The organism is Candidatus Photodesmus katoptron Akat1 (assembly GCF_000478685.1).
GTDB classification, from domain to species: Bacteria; Pseudomonadota; Gammaproteobacteria; order Enterobacterales; family Vibrionaceae; genus Vibrio; species Vibrio anomalopis.
The window spans coordinates 475,314-500,605 of the sequence record NZ_AMSD01000001.1 but is presented as its reverse complement, the minus strand read 5'-3'; the positions used below and the strand labels follow the sequence as shown (position 1 = coordinate 500,605).

General features: G+C 30.9%; 25 protein-coding genes, 3 tRNA genes and 1 pseudogene. 16 read left to right on the top strand and 13 right to left on the bottom strand.

Annotated features, from left to right (window positions below):
• Positions 1–126 precede the first annotated feature (126 nt).
• The 3 genes from O1U_RS02155 to O1U_RS02145 all read right to left on the bottom strand — a co-directional run bounded on the left by O1U_RS02155 (position 127) and on the right by O1U_RS02145 (position 4,364).
• Positions 127–1,878: a bifunctional glycosyltransferase family 4 protein/polysaccharide deacetylase gene (locus tag O1U_RS02155; RefSeq protein WP_016503775.1), complete on the bottom strand. Its 1,752-nt coding sequence runs from the start codon at positions 1,876–1,878 to the stop codon at positions 127–129.
• Between the two features lie 222 nt (positions 1,879–2,100).
• A complete protein-coding gene (locus O1U_RS02150) occupies positions 2,101–2,937 on the bottom strand; it encodes a CPBP family intramembrane glutamic endopeptidase (protein ID WP_016503774.1) in 837 nt (278 codons plus the stop codon).
• Positions 2,938–3,227: 290 nt separating this feature from the next.
• Positions 3,228–4,364, bottom strand: coding sequence for a flagella assembly protein FlgT (locus tag O1U_RS02145; RefSeq protein WP_034411633.1), 1,137 nt, complete (start codon positions 4,362–4,364; stop codon positions 3,228–3,230).
• A 168-nt stretch (positions 4,365–4,532) separates the two neighbouring features.
• Here O1U_RS02145 and O1U_RS02140 point away from each other — a divergent pair, with 168 nt between their 5' ends.
• Positions 4,533–5,180, top strand: a complete 648-nt coding sequence (locus tag O1U_RS02140) for a FlgO family outer membrane protein (RefSeq protein ID WP_016503772.1) — start codon at positions 4,533–4,535, stop codon at positions 5,178–5,180.
• Positions 5,177–5,590, top strand: a complete 414-nt coding sequence (locus O1U_RS02135; protein WP_016503771.1) for an LPP20 family lipoprotein — start codon at positions 5,177–5,179, stop codon at positions 5,588–5,590. Before O1U_RS02140 ends, O1U_RS02135 begins: the two co-directional genes overlap by 4 nt.
• Before the next feature lie 22 nt (positions 5,591–5,612).
• On the opposite strand, the gene flgN is transcribed toward O1U_RS02135, so the two are convergent.
• Both flgN and flgA read right to left on the bottom strand, forming a co-directional pair.
• Positions 5,613–6,038, bottom strand: a complete 426-nt coding sequence (flgN, locus tag O1U_RS02130; RefSeq protein WP_034411609.1) for a flagellar export chaperone FlgN — start codon at positions 6,036–6,038, stop codon at positions 5,613–5,615.
• A gap of 234 nt (positions 6,039–6,272) precedes the next feature.
• Positions 6,273–7,001: a flagellar basal body P-ring formation chaperone FlgA gene (flgA, locus tag O1U_RS02125; protein ID WP_016503769.1), complete on the bottom strand. Its 729-nt coding sequence runs from the start codon at positions 6,999–7,001 to the stop codon at positions 6,273–6,275.
• Positions 7,002–7,076: 75 nt separating this feature from the next.
• Here flgA and O1U_RS02120 point away from each other — a divergent pair, with 75 nt between their 5' ends.
• The 14 genes and pseudogenes from O1U_RS02120 to O1U_RS02055 all read left to right on the top strand — a co-directional run bounded on the left by O1U_RS02120 (position 7,077) and on the right by O1U_RS02055 (position 20,462).
• Entirely contained in the window at positions 7,077–8,000 is a 924-nt protein-coding gene (locus tag O1U_RS02120; protein ID WP_016503768.1) for a chemotaxis protein, read from the top strand.
• A gap of 18 nt (positions 8,001–8,018) precedes the next feature.
• Positions 8,019–8,846 (top strand): CheR family methyltransferase, encoded by an 828-nt coding sequence (locus tag O1U_RS02115; protein ID WP_016503767.1) that lies wholly within the window; start codon positions 8,019–8,021, stop codon positions 8,844–8,846.
• Positions 8,847–8,989: 143 nt separating this feature from the next.
• On the top strand, positions 8,990–9,388 hold the full coding sequence (flgB, locus tag O1U_RS02110) for a flagellar basal body rod protein FlgB (RefSeq protein WP_016503766.1): 399 nt from the start codon (positions 8,990–8,992) through the stop codon (positions 9,386–9,388).
• Positions 9,389–9,391: 3 nt separating this feature from the next.
• A complete protein-coding gene (gene flgC, locus O1U_RS02105) occupies positions 9,392–9,808 on the top strand; it encodes a flagellar basal body rod protein FlgC (RefSeq protein WP_016503765.1) in 417 nt (138 codons plus the stop codon).
• 36 nt (positions 9,809–9,844) lie between these two features.
• A complete protein-coding gene (locus tag O1U_RS02100; RefSeq protein WP_016503764.1) occupies positions 9,845–10,561 on the top strand; it encodes a flagellar hook assembly protein FlgD in 717 nt (238 codons plus the stop codon).
• Positions 10,562–10,589: 28 nt separating this feature from the next.
• Positions 10,590–11,894 (top strand): flagellar hook protein FlgE, encoded by a 1,305-nt coding sequence (gene flgE / locus O1U_RS02095; protein ID WP_016503763.1) that lies wholly within the window; start codon positions 10,590–10,592, stop codon positions 11,892–11,894.
• Positions 11,895–11,938: 44 nt separating this feature from the next.
• Positions 11,939–12,703 (top strand): flagellar basal body rod protein FlgF, encoded by a 765-nt coding sequence (locus tag O1U_RS02090; protein ID WP_016503762.1) that lies wholly within the window; start codon positions 11,939–11,941, stop codon positions 12,701–12,703.
• A 22-nt stretch (positions 12,704–12,725) separates the two neighbouring features.
• The gene (gene flgG / locus O1U_RS02085; RefSeq protein ID WP_016503761.1) at positions 12,726–13,514 is read left to right on the top strand and encodes a flagellar basal-body rod protein FlgG; all 789 of its coding nucleotides are present in this window, start codon (positions 12,726–12,728) and stop codon (positions 13,512–13,514) included.
• 164 nt (positions 13,515–13,678) lie between these two features.
• A pseudogene (locus O1U_RS02080) lies at positions 13,679–14,317 on the top strand (flagellar basal body L-ring protein FlgH); the annotation flags it as partial.
• A gap of 33 nt (positions 14,318–14,350) precedes the next feature.
• Positions 14,351–15,421, top strand: coding sequence for a flagellar basal body P-ring protein FlgI (locus O1U_RS02075; RefSeq protein ID WP_016503759.1), 1,071 nt, complete (start codon positions 14,351–14,353; stop codon positions 15,419–15,421).
• Between the two features lie 22 nt (positions 15,422–15,443).
• Entirely contained in the window at positions 15,444–15,899 is a 456-nt protein-coding gene (locus O1U_RS02070; RefSeq protein ID WP_016503758.1) for a rod-binding protein, read from the top strand.
• A gap of 197 nt (positions 15,900–16,096) precedes the next feature.
• Positions 16,097–17,968, top strand: a complete 1,872-nt coding sequence (gene flgK, locus O1U_RS02065; RefSeq protein ID WP_016503757.1) for a flagellar hook-associated protein FlgK — start codon at positions 16,097–16,099, stop codon at positions 17,966–17,968.
• A gap of 10 nt (positions 17,969–17,978) precedes the next feature.
• Positions 17,979–19,172: a flagellar hook-associated protein FlgL gene (gene flgL / locus O1U_RS02060; protein ID WP_016503756.1), complete on the top strand. Its 1,194-nt coding sequence runs from the start codon at positions 17,979–17,981 to the stop codon at positions 19,170–19,172.
• Between the two features lie 147 nt (positions 19,173–19,319).
• Positions 19,320–20,462, top strand: a complete 1,143-nt coding sequence (locus O1U_RS02055; RefSeq protein WP_016503755.1) for a flagellin — start codon at positions 19,320–19,322, stop codon at positions 20,460–20,462.
• Between the two features lie 25 nt (positions 20,463–20,487).
• Here the strand turns inward: O1U_RS02055 and O1U_RS02050 are convergent.
• The 8 genes from O1U_RS02050 to lolB all read right to left on the bottom strand — a co-directional run bounded on the left by O1U_RS02050 (position 20,488) and on the right by lolB (position 25,190).
• Positions 20,488–20,572 (bottom strand) — tRNA-Leu (locus O1U_RS02050).
• A gap of 78 nt (positions 20,573–20,650) precedes the next feature.
• A tRNA-Met gene (locus O1U_RS02045) sits at positions 20,651–20,727 on the bottom strand.
• A gap of 29 nt (positions 20,728–20,756) precedes the next feature.
• Positions 20,757–20,831, bottom strand: a tRNA-Gln gene (locus O1U_RS02040).
• A 141-nt stretch (positions 20,832–20,972) separates the two neighbouring features.
• The gene (gene ychF, locus O1U_RS02035) at positions 20,973–22,067 is read right to left on the bottom strand and encodes a redox-regulated ATPase YchF (RefSeq protein WP_016503754.1); all 1,095 of its coding nucleotides are present in this window, start codon (positions 22,065–22,067) and stop codon (positions 20,973–20,975) included.
• Between the two features lie 18 nt (positions 22,068–22,085).
• On the bottom strand, positions 22,086–22,673 hold the full coding sequence (gene pth, locus O1U_RS02030; protein WP_016503753.1) for an aminoacyl-tRNA hydrolase: 588 nt from the start codon (positions 22,671–22,673) through the stop codon (positions 22,086–22,088).
• Between the two features lie 45 nt (positions 22,674–22,718).
• Positions 22,719–23,669, bottom strand: a complete 951-nt coding sequence (locus O1U_RS02025; protein WP_034411620.1) for a ribose-phosphate pyrophosphokinase — start codon at positions 23,667–23,669, stop codon at positions 22,719–22,721.
• Between the two features lie 28 nt (positions 23,670–23,697).
• A complete protein-coding gene (gene ispE / locus O1U_RS02020) occupies positions 23,698–24,576 on the bottom strand; it encodes a 4-(cytidine 5'-diphospho)-2-C-methyl-D-erythritol kinase (RefSeq protein ID WP_081697378.1) in 879 nt (292 codons plus the stop codon).
• A complete protein-coding gene (lolB, locus tag O1U_RS02015; protein ID WP_016503750.1) occupies positions 24,558–25,190 on the bottom strand; it encodes a lipoprotein insertase outer membrane protein LolB in 633 nt (210 codons plus the stop codon). The genes ispE and lolB overlap by 19 nt, the downstream gene beginning before the upstream one ends.
• Between the last annotated feature and the right edge of the window lie 102 nt (positions 25,191–25,292).

Genomic DNA, 25,292 nt, shown 5'->3' with positions numbered 1-25,292 from the left:
TTTATCTACATCTAATCCGTGGATATGGTAATAAATATAAAAAGGCTAAGTTATCTAAGTTATCAGAAAAGCAATACATATTATATAGACTTATTAGATATATATATTAAATTGTTTTTCATGATGTTAGTGTAATTTCCGCCATAAACCAAAGATTGTAGTTCTTGGAAATATAGCTATTCTAGGAATCTGATAAAAGTTAATGTTAGTATTGAGTGACTGTTCGTTAGTTATAACAGCAAATTTATATCCAACTTCCTTGATTATATTTTCAGAATCTTGATTATAGGTTCCATAAGGATAAGCGAAAGAAGTTAACTTTTTATCAAGTAAAGCCTCTAGGTAGATTTTGTTTTTTTCGATTTCATATTGTTGTTGCTCAAAATTCAATGTATTTAGACGAGGGTGAGTCAGAGTATGACCTCCTATTTCAATATAGCCTGAGTTGGAAATGGTTTTAAGTTGTTTATTAGTCATTAATGGTATTGGTATTTCTGGACAAGTTGTAACTTCTGTATCCCAGCGATTAATTTTTTCTCCAGTAACAGTATATATTATAGCTTTAAAATTATACTTTTTAAGAAGTGGTAATAACAGATGGTAGTTATCTTCATAACCATCATCTACTGTAATAATAATATAACGTTTTACTGGTTTGATAATATTAAGATGACGAATAAATTCTATATTTGCTAAATCTTCAAATGTTAGGCTTTCAAACCCCATCCATTTTAATAATTTAAAGTGTTTTTCAAGCATATCAACATGAAGATATGTTCCATGCACTCCTTTCTCATTATTGTTTTGAATAAAACGATGATACATAATGATTGGGGTTTTTTTAAGTAATTTTTCCATGTAGAGCGTTTGATAATTTTTTTCTACTTGATTAACTATATTATATAAATTATAGTTTTGCTTGATTTGGTTCCTAATACTCTTTAAACAGTACTTGTTGTCTAGACCTTTTTTAATTTGATTCTTTATATCTGATAAATTTTTATTGATAATCGTTTTAGAATAAATATCACCAAAATTAGTTATCATAGCTTGATTAATATTAGTTTCATCTATCAGACCAACTAGGCCTGCTTCTCCGATTGCAAGAGTAGGTCTTCCACATAAGAGAGATTCTATAGCTACTCGCCCTGAACCTATTACTAAATCTGAGTGAGCAAGTATTGGAACGATATCTTCTAAATATCCAAGAAAGCTAATTTTAGATGATATTTTGCTAAAAGGTTCTTTTAGCGTAGAGCTTGAAATAAGTTGAATATGATATTTTTCTAAATTTAAATGTTTGTTGAGTAAATTATAATAAACCCTTCCTTTTTCTCCAGTTAATCTGCCAATAATGCTTATGATAGGTTTTTTATTGTTCGGAGCAACTTGCCAAGAAAACTTTTCTATTTCTATTCCATTACGACTAATTTGAAGATAATTAGGAGGGATTTTTAAATCATGAATAAGCTGTTCATGAACAGCTTCACAAATTGTAAGCGCTTTATCACCTATTGCATAAAACACCTTTCTTGACCAGTGAACTGGTTGATAACCATGGATTGTTGTAATCATAGGTATACTGGAAAGTTTGCAGGCTATATGACAGATCCAGCTTGAGGCACGAGAGTGTGCATGTACTAATTGTATATTATGTTTTTTAATTAAAAATAGTAGATATATTAAATGGTAAAGTCGATGGATAATAGAACGTTTGTTAAAATTTAATTTATGAAATTTACCCTCATGTGATTTAGTTAATGTATCAGATACATAGTGAATATTATGCCCTCGATTAGTAAGTGTATTACCAATAGTAGTAGCATAAACTTCAGCTCCAGTAATTTCTAGTTGAGATAAAGCCATAAGTATATTCATCTATGATTTAACCTTTTAAAATTTAATTTAACCAACATTATCAATAGCATTTTAGTTCTGTAAGTTATTTATTACAGATTAATAATTGATTAATTCTAAACTTGATTCGATAGAAAATACATAAATTATTTGACGTATAATAAAGTTAAATTAAGATAAAAATTATTTTATTTTTTAGTAATCACTAAAGTATAATTAAGCAAATTTTAAGATGAAATAATTTTACTTAGCAAGTATTGGGTAAGTAAAAAAAATAAGATGAATAAAATTAAACAAAAAATGAAATAATACACCTACCCATAGTCGATGGCTAAAATGAAAAATACTTCCATAACCTAAACCAGCTAATGTAGAAAAAAAAATAAGTAATAAACCACCAGAAAAATGTGCTAATCCAAACAATAAACTAGCTAAAACAAGTCCTGGAATCCATCCAATTTGAGTAGTAATGTTTTTTTGTATATATGCTCTAAAGAAAGATTCTTCAGATACACATGTAAAAAGCAAATTATTAAAAGCAAAAATCCACCACCAGCTTGGTATAGTTAGTTCAAGTTGTATAGCTTTTATTAAAGAGGCAATAAATAATAAACTAAATAAAGGGAATATTGTGATGAAAATTGCTTTTATGTTAGGTATTGGAGGATGAGGTTCCATTATTTTTGGCAATGCTAGCAGTAAAACAAAAAAGATAAGAGGCTTATCAAGATTTAAATACATAGTAAAAGGACCGCTTTTGGGTCCTGCTATTACATTATCTAGTACTTTAAAATTATGAAAACCTGGAATTACATGAAAAAATACACCTAATGACCAAAGTGTAATAATAGATAATGATATTTGTTTCCATTTTTTTTTTAATAAAGGTGTTTTATATGACAATATAAAAATCAGAATAGTTGAGATAAGGGCTGAAATATCAAGTTGATCTAAAAAAAATGCGGCTATTAATGTTGTGGAAAGTACTATGATTGTTGATAGTGTTCTTCTTAAAAATGAAAGTATAATAGCAAAAGCAAGTAACACCCAAATGATTAAGCTAGAGGATTCTAGTATCATATTAAAAACCCTTATAAAATAGTGTAAATTAAGATGAAAGTTTCTATTTAACCTTACTAAAAAGCTCAATTTTAAAAACATGAGAAGGTTTAGGGTTTATTTTTTTTAATCCAAAGATTAATTTATTGTTCTGCTTTATTAGTGGTCTGGATAGTAGGTTTGCATTATAAATAAATGTGTTTTTTTGTTTAGAAAGCAAAGCAGGCAGGATTATACACATTTGTTTGATTATATAGTAGATTATATTTAGGCAAGCGTTTAAAATACGTCGTTTAATTTTACTTATACTATTATGACGGTAATTTTTGTACAAAATCACCGATTTGAATACTTTTACCTAATTCTACTTCGTTAATTTTAAGTTCTGATTGATTCTCATAAACACGAGAAACAGTTAGGGTGATATCACTTTGATTTATTCTCTTTCTAAGAAATCCTTGTGAGTCAGTAAATGAATTCATATGCCAAAGCTGAAGTTTATCTCCTTTTTTTACTCCATGTAAGCGTCCTAAGTTCATAGTTACTATGTTTTCTAGTTTAGAAATAATTTCTGGTAAAGTTATTTTGCAAGACATTTGAGATTCTAGGTCCAACATTATTCTACGATTGACTTGTAAAATCATTTCTCCGTAATCTGACAGCCAGAAATTAGCGCTTTTAGTATTTACTTGAGTGACTTTAGCAAATGACCATTTAGCAACTTCTCGATAGTTTTGATCATATATTTTTTGGCCAGTTTTTCCATCAAAAACTTGTATTTCAATTGCAAATTGGCGAACTGTAGAATTCTTGTTTTGATTTTTTTTTTCATCAGACGTTATTGTTAAATCTGTAATAGTGCCAGTAATAATAAATTGAGCTTGTGCATCCTTGGCAATCATTATTAATCGTTCTGGATAAGCTTTGTCTATCTCATAATTAGTTGTACCAACAGATATAAAGCTCCTTGATTCTTGGTTTAATTGACGACTAATAATACGAGAAAAATCTTCACCTATATTGTAAATCTGGCCCAAAACCGCTTGTTCTGGATAAGCTAAATTAATGTTGCTTACTAAAAATGTTTTTTTATACTGATTATCGCAGATTTTTCTTGATTGAAGAATTTGAATTTTGGCTTTTACAAAAAAGATATTATTTTCTATTTCTTGTTTCTCAATAAGCATATGACGAACTAAATGATTTTCAAAGTGGTATTTTGTTTTATGCTCTTTTAAAAAAGGGATTAAACTATTAATGGTACCAATATTTTTACCAGAAAAGCTAACAGCCTTAAATAAGGCATCTTCCAAAGCACGAGCACGTGCTATTCTTTCAGAAGAAAGTATTCTCGAAGTTCCTGTGACCTCATACCATACAGCAAAAGAGTGTGCTGTATAAAATACTAAGTACAGTACTAAAAAAAATTGTGGTACATATTTATGTATTTGTATCATTGTTATTTTAGGTATGATTACTTATTATAAAATTCAATTTTTCTTCATTGTTATTTAACAATAAGTTAAATGCAAGTAAGTTTTATCTATGAAACAAGAATCTTATTGATCAATCAACATATTAATAGATATCTTAATATTTTTGGAGAATTCAAAAAAATGAATAAATGGTTGTCATTAAGTTTAGTGGTATTGTTAACTGCTTGTACTTATGATCCAATTCATGATGGGAAACAATTTTACTTAAAGTCTCTATTTATGTTTAAAAAAAAACCCCGTCATGCATTGGATTTTTTTATTCAGAGTATGACTGAAGATTTAATGATTTCTAATATAAATTTATCAAGGAATAAACCAATAGCTGTAGTTTCATTTGTAGACCTACAGGATATAGATACAACAAATTGGTTGGGCAATTTATTAGCAGAAAGTTTTATCTATCAGTTTCAACGTCGTGGGTTTAATGTAGTTGATTTTAAAACTACTGGATCAATTCAAGTAACTCAGCAAGGTGACTTTGTATTTAGTCGTAACTGGAAAAAGCTTTCTAGGGAACAGAAAATTCAATATATCCTGACAGGTACAATGTTACATCAAAAGGGTGGCATAGCAATTAATGCTCGTATAGTGGAAATGAATTCTCGTATAGTTGTTGCTACAGCACAGGGCTTTTTACCAATAGAAGCTATTGGTCGTGATCTAGATATATTAAACTCTATTAGTATAGAAAATGGTCACTTAATTCGTTTGAGTTCGAATATTATCGAGCCTTATACTTTTAATTTGTCCTTTAGGAGGTTGTTTTGAATAAATGGTACGTATTAATTTCTATTGTGATTCTTATTGGTTGTCAGCCTTTGTATAGGAGTAATAAATATAGACAAGATTGGTTTACAGCAGTAGGTTACGCTAATATTACTCAGCAAGAAGGAGAAACTTATGAAGAAAAACAGATACATGCTATACGAGCTTCAAAGCTAGATGCTTATCGAGAGCTTACAGAGCAGATTTATGGTATGAGAGTTTCTGATATAGCAACCAGCATTGTAGATGGTTTGATTGTAGGAGCGGAAGTAGTACGTAATTATAAAGTTGGAGATAACTACGTGACAGAACTTCGTTTGAATATTGAGAAGATGAATCAACTTCGTCGCGATTATTGTAAAATAAAGGAGATATATCATGTTCCAGATAGGCCTAAAAAAGCTATTTTCTGATTTAAATGGAAAATAATATTTTTTAAACTTTGATATCAGTTCCTGGGGTGTTTATCGTAAATTTTTTACCAACTGAATTGTAAATTATACTTCCATTTTCATTATCTTCTTGTATTAAACTATGTAATCTACTAAAACTTAATCGGACTCGTTCAAGTACCTCACCATTAATTAAATTTAATACTTTGCATTCTCGAATAATTGAATATATTTTATCTATTTGCTTACTAAAGTTTTTGATTTTTATTATGTTAGAAATATCAGGATACGAATTAATATGATTATCAGTTTCCTTTAATTGTTCTATAAGAGCTATTTTTTCCTTAGCCAGGAATTCTATTTGAGAAGAATTTCGATTAGCAATAGCTAGTTTCTCTTTTTCTAAAAGCGCAGCTAGTTGGGTTGCATTTTTAAGCTGATAAACAAGTAAGTCAGATAACACTTTCATAATAGTCCTTAAATTGCTTTATCTTTTTTATCATCTAATGCTTATTTATTTTATTATTGGATTAATACTTGTTAGTTTAGTAATCTATATCTTTAAATACCTAGATAGTTAGTAGCATTGAACACATCTGAATTTAGTAGTGCTATCGTATTTCTTAAAACATACCTTGATTAGATTCTAAGTGACAATTACTGATATGACAATATCAGCCTAAAACCAATTAAAAATAAAGAATTAAATCTGTACTGTAACCTCACCAGATCCTGTTATTATTCCCTCAATAATTTGTTTAGATTTCTTGTTTTTTACTTTTATTTTTTCACCATTATGCCCGTCTTTAAGAGCTATTCCTTTATCGGTAATTGTTATGCCTTTCATTATTGCTTTAATGGTAACTATATCATTACGGCATACTATACACACATCATTAATTTCTAAAAAATCACCAATGTATAAATTTCTTTTAACTTTAGCTCCAATTACTTCCTCTAATGAAGAAACTCCCTGTCTATGAAAATAATATAAATCTGTCATTCTAATTGTGATATGATCAGGCTTGATAATTTGACCAGTATTTAGGGAAGAAGTCATTATAATTTGAGGTATAAACCGAGTTATTTGAACAGGAACATAGATTTTCCAATTATCTTCTTTGCATTGAATAAGAACAGTTATATTTCTAGTTGAAAAATTTAAAGAAGGAGATGAAGGAATTAAAGGAGAAGAACAGTTAGTGATGAAGGATCGCCAACGGATATTAGATGCTTTTACTTTTATTCGTTCTTTTGATTCTGGTATATTAATATGGCTAATTATATAGTCTTCAGCAGTTTTTTGAATGATTTTTATTTGATCTTCTGTTGAAGAATATAAACAAAAACTAAAAGAGCAATAAAAAAAAATATATAAAGCTCTACACTTAGTTATAGAAGAAAACCGCCAACATGATTTTAAATATATCATCGTTTTTCTCTTAATTTTTAGATGGTCTGTTTATCTTTCATCTTTTTTATAAAAATTTGAGGTTCAAATAAGTGTATGACTGGTATCCTTGATTCAGTAAATCAACGCACACAACTTGTAGGTCAGAATCGTTTAGAATTATTGACTTTTCGTTTAACAGGAGGGAGTCAGCGTTATGGGATTAATGTATTCAAAGTAAAAGAAGTTCTTCAATGTCCAAGGCTTACTTTGATACCAAATTCTCATCGTCTTATCAGAGGAATTGCCCATGTCCGTGGTTATACTATCTCTGTTATCGATTTAAATTTAGCGGTTGGTGGAAAAGCAACTACTAACACAAACAGATGTTTTACCATTATCACAGAATTTAATCGTACTATTCAAGCTTTTTTAGTTGGCTCAGTAGAGCGAATTATTAATATGCGCTGGGAGGAAATTCTTTCTCCACCAGACGGAGCAGGTAAAGGAAATTATCTAACAGCTGTTACTAATATCGATAATGAGTTAGTAGAAATACTTGATGTAGAAAAAATTTTAGCAGAAATAGCACCAATTAGTAATAAAATGAATCCATTAATTGTTGAAGAAATAAATCAAGTTAGAAAAGATATAGTGCGCCGTGTTTTGATTGCTGATGATTCCGCAGTAGCGAGAAAGCAGGTAGAGCTAGCAATTTCTTCTATTGGTTTTGAAGTGCTGACTGTTAAAAATGGCAAAGAAGCATATGAAAAACTGTTAGAGATGTCCCGCAAAGGTAACATATATGATCAAATTGCTTTAGTTATTTCGGATATTGAAATGCCAGGAATGGACGGTTATACATTGACAGCAGAAATTCGAAGTAATTCTGATTTAAAAGATTTATATGTCATCCTTCATTCTTCTTTGAGCGGTGTTTTTAATCAAGCAATGGTAGAACGAGTTGGAGCAAATTTATTTATTGCTAAATTTAATCCTAATGAACTTGGTAATGCAGTCAAGACCGCGCTAATGAAATAAAGTACTCAAGAGGTATAAATGGGATCTATAATTATTACTGATCAAGAATACAAAAAATTTAGGATTTTTTTAGAAGCACAATGTGGTATCGTTTTGGGAGATAATAAACAATATTTAGTAAGAAGTCGTTTAACTCCATTAATAACTAAATTTAATGTAGCTTCTTTATCTGAATTATTACGCAATGTTGCTATAGACAGCAATCGAGATTTACGGGCTGCTGCTGTGGATGCCATGACCACTAATGAAACTTTATGGTTTAGAGATAATTATCCGTTTACCGTGTTGTCAGAAAAAATATTGCCAGAGATCACTTCTGTTAATCGGTTAATTAAAATATGGTCTTCGGCAAGTTCATCTGGTTGGGAACCTTATTCTATTGCAATGACCATATTAGAATCTCAAGGAAATGATCCGGGGATTTTTCCAAGTATATTTATAACTGCAACTGATATTTCTAATAGTATGTTAGATCTATGTCGTGCTGGTATCTATGATACTTTAGCACTTGAGCGTGGTCTTTCTCTTCAACGTCGTCAGGACTTTTTTATAAATCTTGGTAATGGTCGAATGAAAATTAAAGATAATGTTAAACGTTTGATTGATTTTCGATTACATAATCTCATGAAAAGTTATGTATCTCTTGGTAAATTTGATGTTGTTTTTTGCCGTAATGTTTTGATTTATTTTTCAATAGGGATGAGATCTCAGGTATTAGATCAAATCGCAAATACTCTTAATCCTGGTGGATATTTATTTCTTGGAGCATCAGAATCTTTATCTGGATTAACTGATCGTTTTGAGATGATTCATTGTAATCCTGGAATTGTTTATCAACTAAAATAATATTAAAATTTATTAGTATTGTTAACTTTTTAACTTATTGAAAAAATAATCTAGATTTATACTATTAAATTAAAATATAAATTGTTTGCTAGTTTGCTAGACTTATTAAATTGCACTTAGAAAAAAGATTAGGATATATATATATGGTTATTTCTTTTGATAATTCTTTAGGTATTCATCAATATTCAGTTAATTTACGTGAGCGTCATGCTGAAATACTTGCTACTAATCTTGCTCACGCAAATACTCCTGGATTTAAAGCAAAAGGGATGGATTTTCGTAATACTTTATTGATGCTAACTTCAAATTTATCTGCTAATTTTTTTTGTACACATGAAAACCATCTTGATGCTAACAAGACTACGATGAGTGTTCAGCAGTTGTATCGAATTCCTACTCAACCGGATACAGGTGATGGAAACACAGTAAATGTTAGCTTTGAGCGAAATTTATTTATGGAAAATCAAATTAGACATCGAGTGTCCGTAGATTTTCTTGGAAGTAAGTTTCGAAATTTAACGAAAGCAATCAAGGGAGAATAACTCATGAGTTTATTTCATGTATTTAATGTTACTCGCTCTGCAATGAATGCTGAGTCTATTCGTTTGAATACTACATCGAGTAATTTAGCAAATATTAATAGTGTATCTAGTTCTTATAGTCAGACTTATAAAGCACGGCATCCTGTTTTTTCTGCTGACTTACGTAAAGCTCATAGTCGTAATAATCATGTAATACCAGTAAAAGTTTTAGGTATTGTTGAAAGCTCTAAACCTCTTAATAGAGAATATAATCCTAGTCATCCATTCGCAAATGATCAGGGTTATATCTATAAACCTAATGTTAATCTAATGGAAGAAATGGCGAATATGATTTCCGCTTCCCGTTCATATCAAGTGAATGTACAGGTGACTGATGCAAGTAAACAAATGTTATTAAGTACATTGCAAATGGGTAAATAAAATAAGAAATAAATCAAACTGTTAGAGGGTTAATTAGTGTCAACAATAGATAGTGTTAGTCAGACCAATTTGTCTTATATTGACCAGATAAAAAAACGACAGCATAAGGATTCTGCTAAAGTAATAGTGAATCAAGGTATCAGACAAGAAGATTTTTTTTCTTTGCTTACGAAGCAGCTTGCTCATCAAGACCCATTTAAGCCAGTTAGTAATGATCAAATGATTGCTCAAATGGCTTCATTTGCTACTATTAATGGAATTCAAAAAATGAATGCTCAGTTTGAAAGTCTTAATCAGTCTATAATGTCAAATCAGGCACTGCAAGCCTCTTCTTTAGTAGGTCGTAGTGTATTAGTACCAGGTAATAAAGTAGGTTTAAAAGAAAAGCCTGATAAAGACATCGAAGCTGCAGTTATGCTTCCTAACCATTTAGATAATTTATTTATTCATATTGAGGATGAAAATGGACAACTAATACATTCATCTGAACTGGGTTATAAGCCTGCTGGTATTCATCGGATCGACTGGAATGGTAAAGATGAAGATGGTAATTTCTTGCCGGCTGGAAAATATAAAATTAAAGCATCAGGCTTATTGAATGGAAAAAACAATGAATTTGCTGTATCAGTTTATGCTAATGTTAATAGTGTACTACTTGGCAATAGTAATAGTAACAGCATATTGTTAAATTTAGCTGGGTTTGAATTACCAGTTCATCTTTCCGAAGTATTAGAAATTGCTGATGATACGTAATTATTATTGATTTAGGAGGTTTTTATAAATGTCATATATATCTTTAAGTGGCTTATCTGCAGCTCAGTTGGATTTAAATACTACTAGCAATAATATTGCTAACGCTAATACATTTGGTTTCAAAGAATCTCGAGCAGAATTCGGTGATGTACATTCCACTTCTTTATTTACAAATGCTAAAACCACTCCAGGACAAGGAGTGCAAGCAAATAAAGTTGCTCAACAGTTTCATGAAGGTTCCAGCGTCTATACTAATAATCCAATGGATTTGCGTATTTCTGGTACGGGATTTTTTGTTGTAGCAAAAGATCGATTAATACCTCAGCAAAACGAATTAACACGTAATGGTGCCTTTCATATTAACAAAGATAACTATATGGTAACAGCAAATGATGAATTTCTTCTCGGTTACCAAGTTAATAAAGATACTGGTGATGTACTATCTTATGAAGCTAATCCTTTGGCTATTCCAGCAGAGTTTGGGAAACCGAAGCAGACAGTGAATATTAATGTTGGTGTTAATTTACCTGCGACTGGAGAATTAAAGGATCCTAGTTTATTCGATTATAGCGATCCTGAAACATATAATCGTTTAACATCATCAACTATTTATGATTCTATGGGTCAATCTTACAAGTTAACAACTTATTATCTTAAAGATATAAATCAACCTAATACATGGCAAACGTACTATACAGTCACTGATAAAGTTTCTGAGAAACCAATTCACATTATGGATGGTGATGCAGTATCATCAACTGGACATATTGGTCATACAATGAGATTTAATAATGATGGTACATTAGCAAGCTTAAATAATAATAAAGATATTGTGTCAAAGGCATTAGGTGAAGGTAATACTCCAATTGATCTGAATGGTGCAGATAACAAACAAGTATTATCATTTAGTTTAATTGAAGCAACGCAGTTCTCTTCTCCATTTGAACTAACTAAGTTTGATGAAGATGGAGCTACAACTGGTTTTTTAACTAAAATTGATTTTGATGAAAATGGTACTGTATTAGGCAGCTATTCTAACGGTGAAAGTGTTAATTTAGGCAGAGTTGCTATGGCTCGTGTTCCTAATGAGCAAGGTCTTGATAAAAGAGGTGGAACTCAATGGGATTCCACGCAATTTTCTGGTAATAAAATTTGGGGTGAGTCAAATAAAGGTTCTTTTGGTACTATCAATAATGGTAGTCTAGAACAAGCTAACATTGATATGACTCAAGAATTAGTAGATTTGATATCTGCACAGCGAAATTTTCAGGCTAACTCACGTTCTTTAGAAGTTCATAATCAATTACAACAAAATATTTTACAAATTCGTTAGATAATTATTTATTTAACTATTAATGTATTCGGTGGAGTAGATTTATGGATCGTGCGTTGTTTCTTGGGATGAATGGTGCGAAACAGACCATGCAAGCGATGAAAGTTAGTGCAAATAATCTAGCTAATGTTAGCACTACAGCTTTTCGCGCTGATTTAGCTCAGGCAAGAGCTATGCCAGCATATGGTAATGGAGTACCTAGCCGTGTATTTAGTATGACAGAACGTTCAGGACAGAACTTTTCTAAAGGTTCCATGGTTACTACTGGTTATGATTTAGACATAATGATCCAGGGTAATGGATGGATTTCAGTAATTGATGAATCTGGTCATGAAGGATTAACAAGAAATGGAAATTTCATTATCAACCAGGATGGCTTGTTAACAAATTCTTCTGGTCATCTTGTTTTAGGAGATTCTGATGCACCTATCGCACTGCCAATTCCGGTTAGTAAAGTAGAAATTAGTAATGATGGAAGTATTTCAGTCATATTAAAAGGCGCCCCAGCAAATTCTATTGAAACTATTAACCGTATTAAATTAGTAAACTTAAATCAGGAGTCTTTGTTTAAAGATTTTAATGGATTATTGCGCCTAAAGGAAAGGGAAAGGGGAAATGAAATTTCAATGTATCAGTCTGATGAGAGTGTAAAGTTATTATCTGGTTCCTTAGAAGGTAGCAATGTCAATGCTATAGAAGAAATGACAAATTTAATTGCTTTGCAAAGACAATTTGAAACTCAAATAAAAATTATGAGTACTGCAGAGGATATGGATAAAGCATCTGATTTATTATTTCATACAAATTAATTGATAATTTAAGGAGATTATTATGCATCCTGCATTATGGATAAGCAAGACAGGGTTAGATGCTCAGAAAACTAATATTTCTAACATTGCTAATAATTTAGCAAATGCCTCTACAGTTGGTTATAAAAAAAGTCGAGCTGTATTTGAAGATTTGTTTTATCAAAATATTAATCAGCCTGGGGGACAATCGTCTCAAAATACTACATTGCCAAGTGGTTTAATGCTTGGTTCAGGTACTAAAGTTGTGGCAACGCAAAAAGTATATACTCAAGGTAATACGCAAACTACAAATAATAATTTGGATATGATGCTTGAGGGATCTGGTTTTTTTCAAATTGCTATGCTTGATGGAAATATGGCTTATACTAGAAATGGTCAATTTACCGTTAATAGTGAGGGTGCTCTTGTTACTTCTGGTGCAGGTTATCCTTTAGAGCCTGAAATAGTAATACCACATGATGCAACTGGTATCACTATTGGTATCAGTGGTGAAGTTTCAGTACGTATGCCAGGTCAGAAAAATCACCAAGTTATTGGTCAAATTACCATAGCAGATTTTATAAATCCTAGTGGTTTAGAGCCAATTGGTAAAAATCTTTTTTTGCCAACTGGAGCAAGTGGTGATCCTCAGGAGGGTGTACCAGGTTTTGATGGTTTTGGTGATGTTCGTCAAGGAATGTTAGAGACTTCTAATGTAAATGTAACTGAAGAGTTAGTAAATATGATTGAAGCGCAGAGAGTGTATGAAATGAATTCTAAGGTTATTTCGTCTGTTGATAAAATAATAGGTTTTATTAATCAACAATTATAATACATAAGGTTGTTTCTATGATTTATTCATTTTTATTGGTGCTTCTTTTTTGTTCAGGTTGTACTACATTGGATATGTCAAAAAAATTGGATGCCGATGAAATTGTGAAAGTTGATAATGTATTAAAAGAAAATAAGGAATTTTCTAATTTTAATAAAATTGAACCTATATTAGGTGATCCTGAATGGGCTCCTGTTTATCCTAAATATATTCCAAAACACTACATAGCAGAAACAGGTTCTTTATTCAGTGTAAAGAGTAGAAATAGTTTATATAGTGATTTAAAACCACGTGATGTTGGTGACATTATTACTGTTAAATTAAATGAAAGAACAAAGGCAGAAAAAAGTTCGGTTTCTGATCTTTCCAAAACAAATGATTTATCTATGCTTCCCTTAGAGGTAGGTGGTCAGTCACTTGATATTAGTGATTATGATTTTTCATATAAGATAAATAATGACAATAAATTTACTGGTAGTGCAGAGGCAAATCAAAGCAATAGTATTTCAGGTTTAATTACAGTTGAAGTAGTCAAGGTTTTACCAAATGGTAATTTGGTAATTCGTGGTGAAAAATGGCTTACTTTAAATACAGGTGATGAGTATATTCGACTTAGTGGTATTATTCGTCCAGATGATGTTAGCTTTGATAATACTATTACTTCAAGTCGAATTTCCAATGCTCGAATTCAATATTCTGGTAAAGGAACAAATCAGTCTGTACAAGAACCTGGTTTTTTTGCAAGATTTTTTAGTATACCTCATCATACATATGAAAGTGATTTTTTATCGAAATTTTTCTAATTTTTTTTAAAAAAGAAGAGGAAGAGCAGTATAATGAAAAGCTTTTTCTTACTTATTAGTGTATCTTTATTGATAGTGACTGCAGAAACACAATCTGCCAGAATTAAAGATATTGCTCAAGTATCTGGTATTCGTAGTAATCAGTTATTAGGTTATGGATTAGTTACTGGTTTGTCTGGAACTGGAGAATCAACACCTTTCACAGAGCGAAGTTTTAACGCAATGTTGAGAAATTTTGGTATTTCATTGCCAGATGGAAAAAAACTGAAAAATAAAAATGTTGCTTCTGTTATTGTAACAGCTAGTATGCCCGCTTTTGCTAAGCAAGGACAAACTCTTGATGTAACAGTTTCATCTATTGGCTCTGCAAAAAGTTTACGTGGTGGAACTTTAATACAAACCTTTCTTAAAGGTTTAGATGGAGAAGTATATGCTATTGCCCAGGGAAATTTGATCGTAAGTGCTTTTAGTTCTATTGATTCCAATGGTTCCAAAATTCTTGGAAATAATTTAACTTCTGGCATGATTCCAAATGGTGCCATGATAGAAAGGGAGGTGCATAACCCTTTTAGTCGAAGCGATTTCATTACATTAAATTTATTAGAGTCTGATTTTACGACTTCTCAACGTATGGCATATACAATTAATAGTTTTCTAGGTTCTGAAGCTGCATCCTCAATTGATGCAACTTCAGTAAAAGTGCGAGCACCGAGAGATATTAATCAGCGTGTATCATTTTTATCAACAATTGAAAATTTAGATTTTGAACCAGCTGATGTTTCAGCAAAAATTGTTGTTAATTCACATACAGGAACTATTGTGATTGGTAAACATGTTCGTATTAAGCCTGCAGCAATTACTCATGGAAATATGACAGTAGCGATAAAAGAAACTGAAACATTTGATGAACAAGGGTCAAACTCTTCTATAAATAAAGGTATTCCTGAAACAAAAGGTAAGATGTTTAAATTCGCTCCTGGTTTAACATTGGAAGATTTAGTAAGAACGATAAATGAGGTAGGAGCAGCTCCTTCTGATTTGATAGTAATTCTTCAAGCTCTAAAACGAGCGGGAGCTATTGAAGGGAAGATAATCATTCTTTAAATGTTCAGTTAGGTTAATTATAATGAATAATAATGTTAGCTTTATTTATGACATCGCTTCTTTAGATCAATTTCGTCATCAGATAGTTCATAGTAAAATTAAGGACCATGCTGCGTTATCAATTGTAGCAAAACAATTTGCAGGTATTTTCCTTTCTATGTTATTGAAATCAGTGCGTAATGCCAACTTTCTTTTTGAAAATCCAATAAATAGTCAACAAAAACAATTTTACCGTCAGATATTAGATGAACAAATGTCTAGCAAGTTAAGTATGTCAGGTTCATTAGGTTTAGCAGATATACTTCTCTCTCAATTAATACCTAATCCTATTAGAAACTCTAATCCAGATTTTCAATACAATAATAATTTTGAGAAATTAATGAGGAAAGTAGGCTCTAACAATAAAATATTTGAAGAAAATAACCCATTAACAATTCATCAGACCCATATAGGGAAAAGTATAGAGATCACATGTTGATTGACTGTTAGTTAAAAAAGTTGAACTATATTTTCTTTATTAAAGAAAAATCTCGTTATAATAAATAGTAGACTCACTCATAATGAGCAATAGTTCGTCTCATTTTCTAAGAAAACTATATGAATTTTTTAGTTAATTGTGTGTTTAGTCCTTTTAGTAACTTTTAAAATATTTTATAGAACTGTTATGGAGAGCATATGACCTCAGATCTTTTACATTTAGGTATTCGAGGTGTATTAACAGCTCAAAAGCAGCTAAATACCACAAGTCATAACATCGCTAATGCTAATACAGAAGGATATAGTCGTCAATCTCTTATCCAAAGAAGTGAACCTTCTCATCAATATGCTAAAGTAGCTTATGGTATGGGTGTTCATGTAGAAAAAGTTCGTCGTTCATGGGATCAATTTGCTATTCATGAATTTAATTTATCAACCACTCGTTTTTCTTTTTACCAGGGTATAAAGGAACATCTTGATCTTCTTGCAAGAACACTTTCTTCTATGACTTCTCAACAGATTCCAAAAAATTTTCATGAATGGTTTGATTCCGTTAAAATTTTATCAGATAGTCCAAATGATATTGGTATTCGGAAAATTGTACTGGCAAAAGCTGCGATAGTTTCTAATGGATTTAATGATTTCGATGAAAGAATTAAAAATCAAGCTAGTGTAATTGATGAAAAGCTTAATCTCAGTATTGAACATATTAATCAATTAGCTTATGAACTTTGTAAGTTACAACGTTTAATGATACGGATACCTAAAAATAATGACTTAATGGATCGACATAAGCAACTCATATCTGAGTTATCTCAGTATACGAAAGTAATTGTTACACCAAGAAAAGATAGCAAAAGTTATAATATCCATATTGGCAGTGGTCATACGCTAGTATCAGGTGTAGAAGCAAGTCAACTGAAAATCATTGGTGGTTATCCTGATATTCGTCAGCGCCGTTTAGCTATTATTGAAGGGGAAAATATTAAAGCTATTATCCCTAAAGATATTAGTGGTAGTATTGGAGCTTTATTTGATATACGTGATAAATATATTCCTAAGATTTTAGATGAAGTCGGTCGTATGAGTGTCTCTTTTTCCTATGAAGTGAATAAATTACAATCTCAGAGTTTAGATTGGTTTGGGAATATAGGTGGTTTACTCTTTACTGATGTAAACTCTGAAGATATAGCCAGATCTCGTGTGTTTAAATCTACTGATTCTATGGCTGAATTAGCTGTATTTATTGAAGATACGAGTAAACTAAAATCTGGTGAATATTCATTGCGGTATACTGGAGATAGCTATGTAGTAAATGATTCGATGGGTAAGAAATTTTCAATAGAAATTAACAATGGCTCTTTAATTTTTGATGGAATGCGAATTGAGGTACGTAATAATCTAAATATTGGAGAGAAAGTATTGATTCGTCCCACTCGTAATGGTTCAGAAAAAATTAAAATGGTAGCTAATGACCCTAAAGAAATTGCAGCACAAAATTATGAAGTATCCAGTATACTTGCTCAAGGGAAAGATAGACTTAAAATCATACAAGTAGGTGGATTACGAGAATTTGAAGTTTCGATAACATCCGATGGTGATCAGTTCATAGTGACTAATTCTAAAGGAGAAATATTACAAGAATCTCATCCATACCCCCCTCCGGGATTAATTACCATTGAAGGGACAACTTTTGAACTAACTGGTGGTGCCTTTCCAAACGATAAATTTATAGTTAATCTCATGTTTGCAGAAGGTAATAATAGTAACTTGCACAAAATACAGGAATTACAAACAGAAAAAATCCTCGATAATAAAGAATCGACACTTCTGGATTCGTATTATAATCTTAATACAGATATTGCTTTGGAAATGTCGTTTGCTTCGCGTTTAACTGAGACTTCACGTTTAGAAAAAAACATTGCTAATGAGCGTATTGCTTCCGTTTCTGGGGTTAATCTTGATGAAGAAGCGGCTAATATGATGAGCTTTCAACAAAGCTATATGGCATCCTCTCGTATTATCCAGGTAGCGAATGATATATTCGACGCTATTTTATCTTTAAGATAAGGAATAATGAATGTTAAATCGTATTTCTAGTTTTTATAACCATCAGCTGGTTCAAGATAATTTTCGTAGTCAAGAAAATAAAATTCATCATAATCAACTTCAATTAACTTCTGGAAATAAACTTATTCAGGCAAGTGATAATCCTTTAGATATACACTATATTCAGAATGTTAATCAGCAGTTAGAAGAATTAAAACAATATATAGATTCGATTGAATTAGTTAGAAATCGACTAGTTAATCATGAAATTATCATATCTAATGCTGAAACTTTTTCGGATGAAGCAAAGCGTATTGTAATGAGTATGATAAATGCTTCTTTATCTCATGAAGATATGCAAGTTAAGTCAATTGAAATACAAGAAATTGCAAATAATTTTATCAAGTTAGCTAATTTTAAAGATACATCAGACAGTTACGTTTTTTCTGGTACCAAATCAAAAAATCAACCTTTTTTCTTTAATAAAGATAAAAAAGTGGTTTATCTAGGTGATAATGCCCAACGTACAGTAAAAATTTCTAATAATTTAGAGATAGCAATTAATGATCCTGGTAGTACAGTATTTATGGAAATTCATAATCCATATGGTGATTTTGAACCTCAGTATCATTTACAATATTCTTCAAAATTATTATTAGAAAGTGCTATTAATTCAGATGACAATGATCAATCTAGTTATGCAGTTAAATTTATTGATATGGTTGATGGTAACTCTGGTTATCAATTAGAGAAGGATGGTCAAGTTGTAAAGGTTGATAAATTTGATCCATCTAAAGGTATTCAATATGAAAATATATCTGTTCAAGTTAAAAATCAGTTTACTACAGGAGACTGTATATTCCTAAAACCAAGAAAAACTTATTCTATTTTTGATACTTTCCAGAATATTATAGAACTCACTAAAAATCCTATTAAAAATGCTAATTTTATAGCTAAATTGCATCAAATTACTCAAGAATTTCATACTGCTTTTATACACTTTAATAAAGTTCATAGTGATATTGGTATAAGAATGAGTACTCTAGATGCACAAGAAGAACAACACAAAGATTTTCAATTAACTTTTAAAAAAATAAAAAGTAACTTAGAGGACCTTGATTACACTGAAGTAGTTATAGAATTAAATGACAATTTAAAAGCTTTACAAATATCACAAATTGCTTTCAATAAAACTAAAGATTTAACTCTTTTTAATTATATTTAATGCATTAGTATTTATTCTTTAAAAAAAACAGCGTACTTACTTATAATAGAGTTTTTGAGTAAAATGCTTGTATAATGTGGTTATTATTTTTAAATGAGATAGTTTAATTTGTGGAAGTATGTTTATCTCTTCTAGAGAATTAAAGAAATGACTATTACAGTAAATACTAATATTTCAGCATTAACTACCCAGCATTATTTAAATAAAGCAATTAGTAAATTAAACATCTCTATGCAGCGTTTATCTTCAGGAAATCGAATTAATAGTGCAAAAAATGATGAAGCTGGGTTACAAATTTCTAATCGATTAACGGCACAATCACGTGCTCTTGATGTTGCGATGAGAAATGCGAATGATGCAATTTCTATTATACAAACTGCTGAAGGGGCAATGAGTGAATCAACTAATATTTTACAACGTATGCGTGATTTAGCACTTCAATCAGCAAATGGAGCTAATTCAGTATTAGAACGTAAGGCATTAAATAAAGAAGTTTTAGCTTTGCAAGATGAGTTAAACCGGATAGCAGAAACAACATCATTTGGTGGTCGTAAATTATTAAATGGATCATTTAGAGAAGGCTCCTTTCAAATTGGTGCTAGTTCAGGTGAAGCAATTATTTTAGATTTTAAAAGCATGCGTGCTGATGATATTCATATGGGAGGACGTTTTTTTGTTTCTGAATTGGGTAAAATTAAAGAATGGATTGTACCAGAAGATAACAAAGATATTCAGTTTGAATTTATTGACAGGTCTACTAATGAGTTAATTACTATTAATATTCTTGCTAAGAAGGGTGATAATATTGAAGAATTAGCTACATATATTAATGGACAATCAAATAAATTAAAAGCTTCAGTTAATGAAGAAGGGAAGTTACAAATATTTACTTCTGAGTTAAATTTATTAGATGATTTGAATATTTCTGGTAATTTAGCAGATGAATTAGGATTAAAGGGTGGTTTAGGTGTTTTTTTAACAGTTCAGGATATTAATATCAGTTCAGTTGGTGGCGCTCAAAACTCAGTGGGTATTATTGATGTAGCATTGAATTATATAGATGCTCAACGTGCCAATCTTGGTGCAAAACAGAATCGATTAGAGCATAGTATAAATAATTTAATTAACATTCAAGAAAATATTGAAGCATCAAATAGTCGAATTAAAGATACGGATTTTGCAAAAGAAACAACAAATTTAACAAAATATAAGATTTTGCAGCAAGTAGGAACAGCAATATTGGCTCAAACAAAACAATTACCAAATTCATTAATGACGTTACTTCAATAGTGATATTTTTTTAGTTTCTAAATGGTGGTGCGGAAGGAGAGACTTGAACTCTCACACCTTTCGGCGCCAGAACCTAAATCTGGTGCGTCTACCAATTCCGCCACTTCCGCGCACATAATTAATAATCATAGCAAAAAAAGTACTATCGTTATAGTAGACCAAGTCTATTATAACAATAATTAAAGAAATGGTGGCTACTGCAGGATTTGAACCTGCGACCCCATCATTATGAGTGATGTGCTCTAACCAACTGAGCTAAGTAGCCATTTTTTCTACTGCATAACAGTAGGGATATGGCTGGGCTACCTGGATTCGAACCAGGGAATGCCGGCATCAAAAGCCGGTGCCTTACCGCTTGGCGATAGCCCAACTATTATATATAAATGTGGCGCATTATGCTTAGTTGTTTTAGATTCGTCAACATTGTTTTAATAAATATGATACAAGATTGGGAACTAATGATGCCTGTAATTTTTTAAAAGTCAAGATATAAAATCTTATTTTGATTTTTTATACATTAAATCGAAAATAAATGATATCTCCATCTTGGACTATGTAATCTTTACCTTCAAGACGCAATTTTCCAGCATTTTTAGAAGTATATTCACTACCATATTGAATGAAGTCATTATAGCTAATGACTTCTGCACGAATGAAACCTTTTTCGAAATCAGTATGAATTTTACCAGCTGATTTTTGAGCTGTTGTTCCTATAGGTATAGTCCATGCTCGTAGTTCTTTTTTCCCAGCTGTAAAGTAAGTTTGTAGATTTAATAAGTCATAGCCAGAACGAATTACTCGATTTAATCCCTGTTCCTCAATACCCATATTTTCTAAAAATTCTTTATGATATTTATCATCTAATTGAGATATTTCTGATTCTACATTGGCACAAATAGGCACTACAATATTATTTTCTTTTTCTGCATGTTTTTTAACCATATCCAAATATGGATTATTTTTAAATCTATTTTCACTAACATTAGCTATATACATGATTGGTTTTAAGGTTAAAAAGTTTAAATAACTTATAGTAGATACTTCATCTTTTGATAAATTGGCAGTGCTTGCCATTTCCCCTTCTGACAGAACAGGCAGTAATTTTTCTAATATGGTTAACTCATACTTTATATTTTTTTGGTCATGAGATTTCCATTTTTTTTTATATCGTTGAATTGTAGCTTCACAAAAATTTAGATCGGCTAAGGCAAGTTCAAGATTAATAATTTCAATATCCCTAATTGGTGAAACTTGCCCAGATACATGAATTATATCTGTATTTTCAAAACATCGTACTACATGGCTGATTGCATCAGTTTCACGGATATTAGCTAGAAATTCATTACCAAGTCCATCTCCTTTTGATGCACCAGATATGAGGCCTGCGATGTCAACAAACTTAATTGTCGATGGTATTGTTCGTTTTGGTTTGATAATCTCTTTTAATTGGAGTAGACGAATATCTGGGACAGGAACAACTCCAATATTTGATTCGATAGTACAGAATGGAAAATTAGCAGCTTCAACACTAGATTTAGTTAGCGCATTAAATAAAGTTGATTTGCCAACGTTAGGAAGGCCAACTATAGAACATTTAAATCCCATTATCAATTTCTCCTTACTTTATTCGATTTTAAATGAACGCAAACAATTTTGTGCTTTACTCAATCCATCTTTTAGTAAAACATGAATAATTTGTACTGATTCATTTATAACTAATCCTAGGAGATGCTGTTCTGAATCAGATGCTTTGCTTAAAACATAATTCGAAACTTTATTTCGTTCCTTTGGACGACCAATTCCAATTCTAAGTCGGTAAAATTCTTTGTTATTAAGTTTATTAATAATGTCGCGCAAACCGTTATGACCACCGTGACTTCCTCCTTTCTTAAATTTTACAATACCTGGATTTAAATCTAGATCATCATGAGCGATCATAATTTCTTCTATATTAATTTGATAAAATTTAACTAGAGCTGCAATAGCCTTGCCAGATAAATTCATAAATGTAGTTGGAATTAGAAGATGTATTCTCTTATTATTAACTATTATTTGTCCAGTTAATCCATAAAATTTTGTTTCATTTTTAAGGGTTATATTATGAACACTAGCTAGTTTTTCTAACACCCATGATCCGGCATTATGTCTTGTTTGGATATATTTATCACCAGGATTTGCAAGACCAACGAAAAGTTTAAATTCTTGATCCAAATACTAGGTCTCCATAAAAGGCTTTAAGAATTAAGAAACTAAAATTTAGTTTCTATTGAACATTTCTGAAATAGATTCATTATTATTGATTCGGCGAATGGCTTCAGCCAGCATACGAGATACGCTCAGTGTGGTTATTTTCCCTGTTTCAAGCATTTTTTTAGAAAGAGGAATGGAGTCAGTAACAATTACTTGGTCCAATAATGAATTATTAATATTTTGTGTTGCTTTCCCCGAGAATACAGCATGAGTAGCATAGGCAAATACACGTTTTGCATTACATTTTTTTAGTGCTTCAGCTGCTTTGCATAAAGTTCCTGCTGTATCAATAATATCATCAACAATTACACAATCTCTATTTTGAACATCACCAATTAGATTCATTACTTCAGCAACATTAGCTCTTGGACGACGTTTATCAACAATTGCAATATCAATATCACCGAGTGCTTTAGCTGTGGCTCTTGCACGAACAACCCCTCCCAAATCTGGTGAAACCACAACTGGATTTTCCAATGAACGGCTTTTCATATCTTCAAGTAATACAGGGGTGCCAAATATATTATCTACAGGCATATCGAAAAACCCTTGAATTTGTTCAGCATGTAAATCGATAGTTAAAATACTATCAATGCCAACTTTTCCTAAGAAATCTGCAACTACTTTTGCAGTAATTGGTACACGTGCTGATCGAACTCGACGATCTTGTCTAGCATAACCAAAATATGGCATTACTGCAGTAATGCGTCTTGCTGAAGCACGACGCATTGCATCGATCATGACTAGTAACTCAATTAAATTATCATTAGTTGGTGCACAAGTAGATTGAATTAAGAATACATCATCACCGCGAACATTTTCATTGATCTGTACAGCAATTTCACCATCAGAAAAACGTTCTACAGTTGCATTACCAAGAAAAGTATATAAACGATTAGCAATACGTTGGGCTAATTCAGGTATTGCATTACCAGCAAATAGCTTCATATTATTCACGGTGAAAACCTCAAAATTAGATCTTATATTAATTATAAATTGATTGATATTTAGCTAGAGTTTCTTTCAATGGTGAAATATTGATTCCTTTAGCAATAAAAGCTGAAACATTTTTCGAAAGTTTTGAAAAAATAGCTTCTGCTTCTTTTTTATAGGTAAATTCAGAAAATATGCAGGATCCTGTTCCAGTTAGCCTAGAAGGCGCGTATTGTAACAGCCATAAAAGTTGTTTATCAACCTTTGGATGTAGTATGCGTACAATTTTTTCACAATCATTTACATAATTCCCTCGCAATAAGGATATCATTTCCCCTTTCGGGGTATCTCGAATTAAATGTGGATGAGTAAATATATCGACAGTAGCTATATTGACGCTTGGTTTTACAATTAAATACCATTTTTCTTTTGGTGTTGCTGGAGAAAGTTTTTCTCCAATTCCTTCTACAAAGGAAGAAAAACCATAGACAAAAACTGGTATATCAGTGCCTAAAGTTAGGCCTATATTTGCAAGTTGATTATCAGTTAATTCTAAATGCCATAAAAAATTTAATGCTACTAAAATTGTTGCAGCGTTTGAAGAACCACCACCGATGCCTGCAGCTATAGGAAGAATCTTTTTTATTTTAATATCAGCTCCAAAATTACACTTAGCATATTGTTTCAATGCCATTGCTGATTTCCAAATCAAATTTTCTGTAGTTTTAAGTTTTTTAATATCAGAAAAGACTCGAATTCTATTAGAGCGATTGATTTTAATTGCTAATGTATCGCTGTAGTCTAGAAATTGAATAAGTGTTTGTAATTCATGATAGCCATTTTTTTTTCGAGCTATAATATTTAGGAATAAATTGATTTTAGCTGGAGATGGCCAATAGGTAGTTTTAAAGATCATTGGTTTAAGATCCATTTCAAAATGATGAGATCAACTTGTATATTATCATTTCGAATTTGGATTTTTTTTGGTAGTAACAATGTTAGTTCATCTAATGATACATTTTGATATTTATAGTAATATACATGCCAAAGTTTTTTATCTATTTTTTTAGATAATGATGTAAGAATATTGTTTTCATTCATTTGATATATATCAGCATCTTCTGGTTTACCTATTATCCAATATTGAAGTTGTTCTAGTGGAATATTCAATCCTATTAGTTTTCGAAAAAGTGTAGTTGTATTTTTTTCTAAGAATATTTTATTATTATAATATGTTTTGAGTTGTGCAGAATCTGGTTTGATATTTAGACCTAAGATAGGTTGCCCAAAGAAATTTATTAATTTTATACTTGAATTTTGGAAAGTATACTTCCATTGAAAATTGCATGATTGTTTTTTATCTTTTAAATTATACACTAGTTTTCCAATAGCTTGATAATTTTTAATTTTAGCTACTTTTTGCTGGTTATTTTTCAATGGAATAGAAGCATAGTCTTGCTCTTGCTTGTTAGAGCTACAACCAACTAAAAGAAGAACTAAAGTTATTATTCTTATTAAAGATAGGGTCTGATTACAGTGGATCATTGCTGTTTAATTTGTTAAATTGATGTATAAAAATATAGCGAAAAGAGTACCGACATTATATATTGGTATCACGAACTCAGTAAAACTAATTAGTTAGACTCT

Bases quoted from the DNA above. Each gene is read 5' to 3' on its own strand.
- O1U_RS02155 (WP_016503775.1), bottom strand. From the start codon at position 1,878: ATGAATATACTTATGGCTTTATCTCAACTAGAAATTACTGGAGCTGAA.
- O1U_RS02150 (WP_016503774.1), bottom strand. From the start codon at position 2,937: ATGATACTAGAATCCTCTAGCTTAATCATTTGGGTGTTACTTGCTTTT.
- O1U_RS02140 (WP_016503772.1), top strand. From the start codon at position 4,533: ATGAATAAATGGTTGTCATTAAGTTTAGTGGTATTGTTAACTGCTTGT.
- flgN (WP_034411609.1), bottom strand. From the start codon at position 6,038: ATGAAAGTGTTATCTGACTTACTTGTTTATCAGCTTAAAAATGCAACC.
- flgA (WP_016503769.1), bottom strand. From the start codon at position 7,001: ATGATATATTTAAAATCATGTTGGCGGTTTTCTTCTATAACTAAGTGT.
- O1U_RS02120 (WP_016503768.1), top strand. From the start codon at position 7,077: ATGACTGGTATCCTTGATTCAGTAAATCAACGCACACAACTTGTAGGT.
- O1U_RS02115 (WP_016503767.1), top strand. From the start codon at position 8,019: ATGGGATCTATAATTATTACTGATCAAGAATACAAAAAATTTAGGATT.
- flgB (WP_016503766.1), top strand. From the start codon at position 8,990: ATGGTTATTTCTTTTGATAATTCTTTAGGTATTCATCAATATTCAGTT.
- flgC (WP_016503765.1), top strand. From the start codon at position 9,392: ATGAGTTTATTTCATGTATTTAATGTTACTCGCTCTGCAATGAATGCT.
- flgE (WP_016503763.1), top strand. From the start codon at position 10,590: ATGTCATATATATCTTTAAGTGGCTTATCTGCAGCTCAGTTGGATTTA.
- O1U_RS02090 (WP_016503762.1), top strand. From the start codon at position 11,939: ATGGATCGTGCGTTGTTTCTTGGGATGAATGGTGCGAAACAGACCATG.
- flgG (WP_016503761.1), top strand. From the start codon at position 12,726: ATGCATCCTGCATTATGGATAAGCAAGACAGGGTTAGATGCTCAGAAA.
- O1U_RS02075 (WP_016503759.1), top strand. From the start codon at position 14,351: ATGAAAAGCTTTTTCTTACTTATTAGTGTATCTTTATTGATAGTGACT.
- O1U_RS02070 (WP_016503758.1), top strand. From the start codon at position 15,444: ATGAATAATAATGTTAGCTTTATTTATGACATCGCTTCTTTAGATCAA.
- flgK (WP_016503757.1), top strand. From the start codon at position 16,097: ATGACCTCAGATCTTTTACATTTAGGTATTCGAGGTGTATTAACAGCT.
- flgL (WP_016503756.1), top strand. From the start codon at position 17,979: ATGTTAAATCGTATTTCTAGTTTTTATAACCATCAGCTGGTTCAAGAT.
- O1U_RS02055 (WP_016503755.1), top strand. From the start codon at position 19,320: ATGACTATTACAGTAAATACTAATATTTCAGCATTAACTACCCAGCAT.
- ychF (WP_016503754.1), bottom strand. From the start codon at position 22,067: ATGGGATTTAAATGTTCTATAGTTGGCCTTCCTAACGTTGGCAAATCA.
- ispE (WP_081697378.1), bottom strand. From the start codon at position 24,576: ATGGATCTTAAACCAATGATCTTTAAAACTACCTATTGGCCATCTCCA.
- lolB (WP_016503750.1), bottom strand. From the start codon at position 25,190: ATGATCCACTGTAATCAGACCCTATCTTTAATAAGAATAATAACTTTA.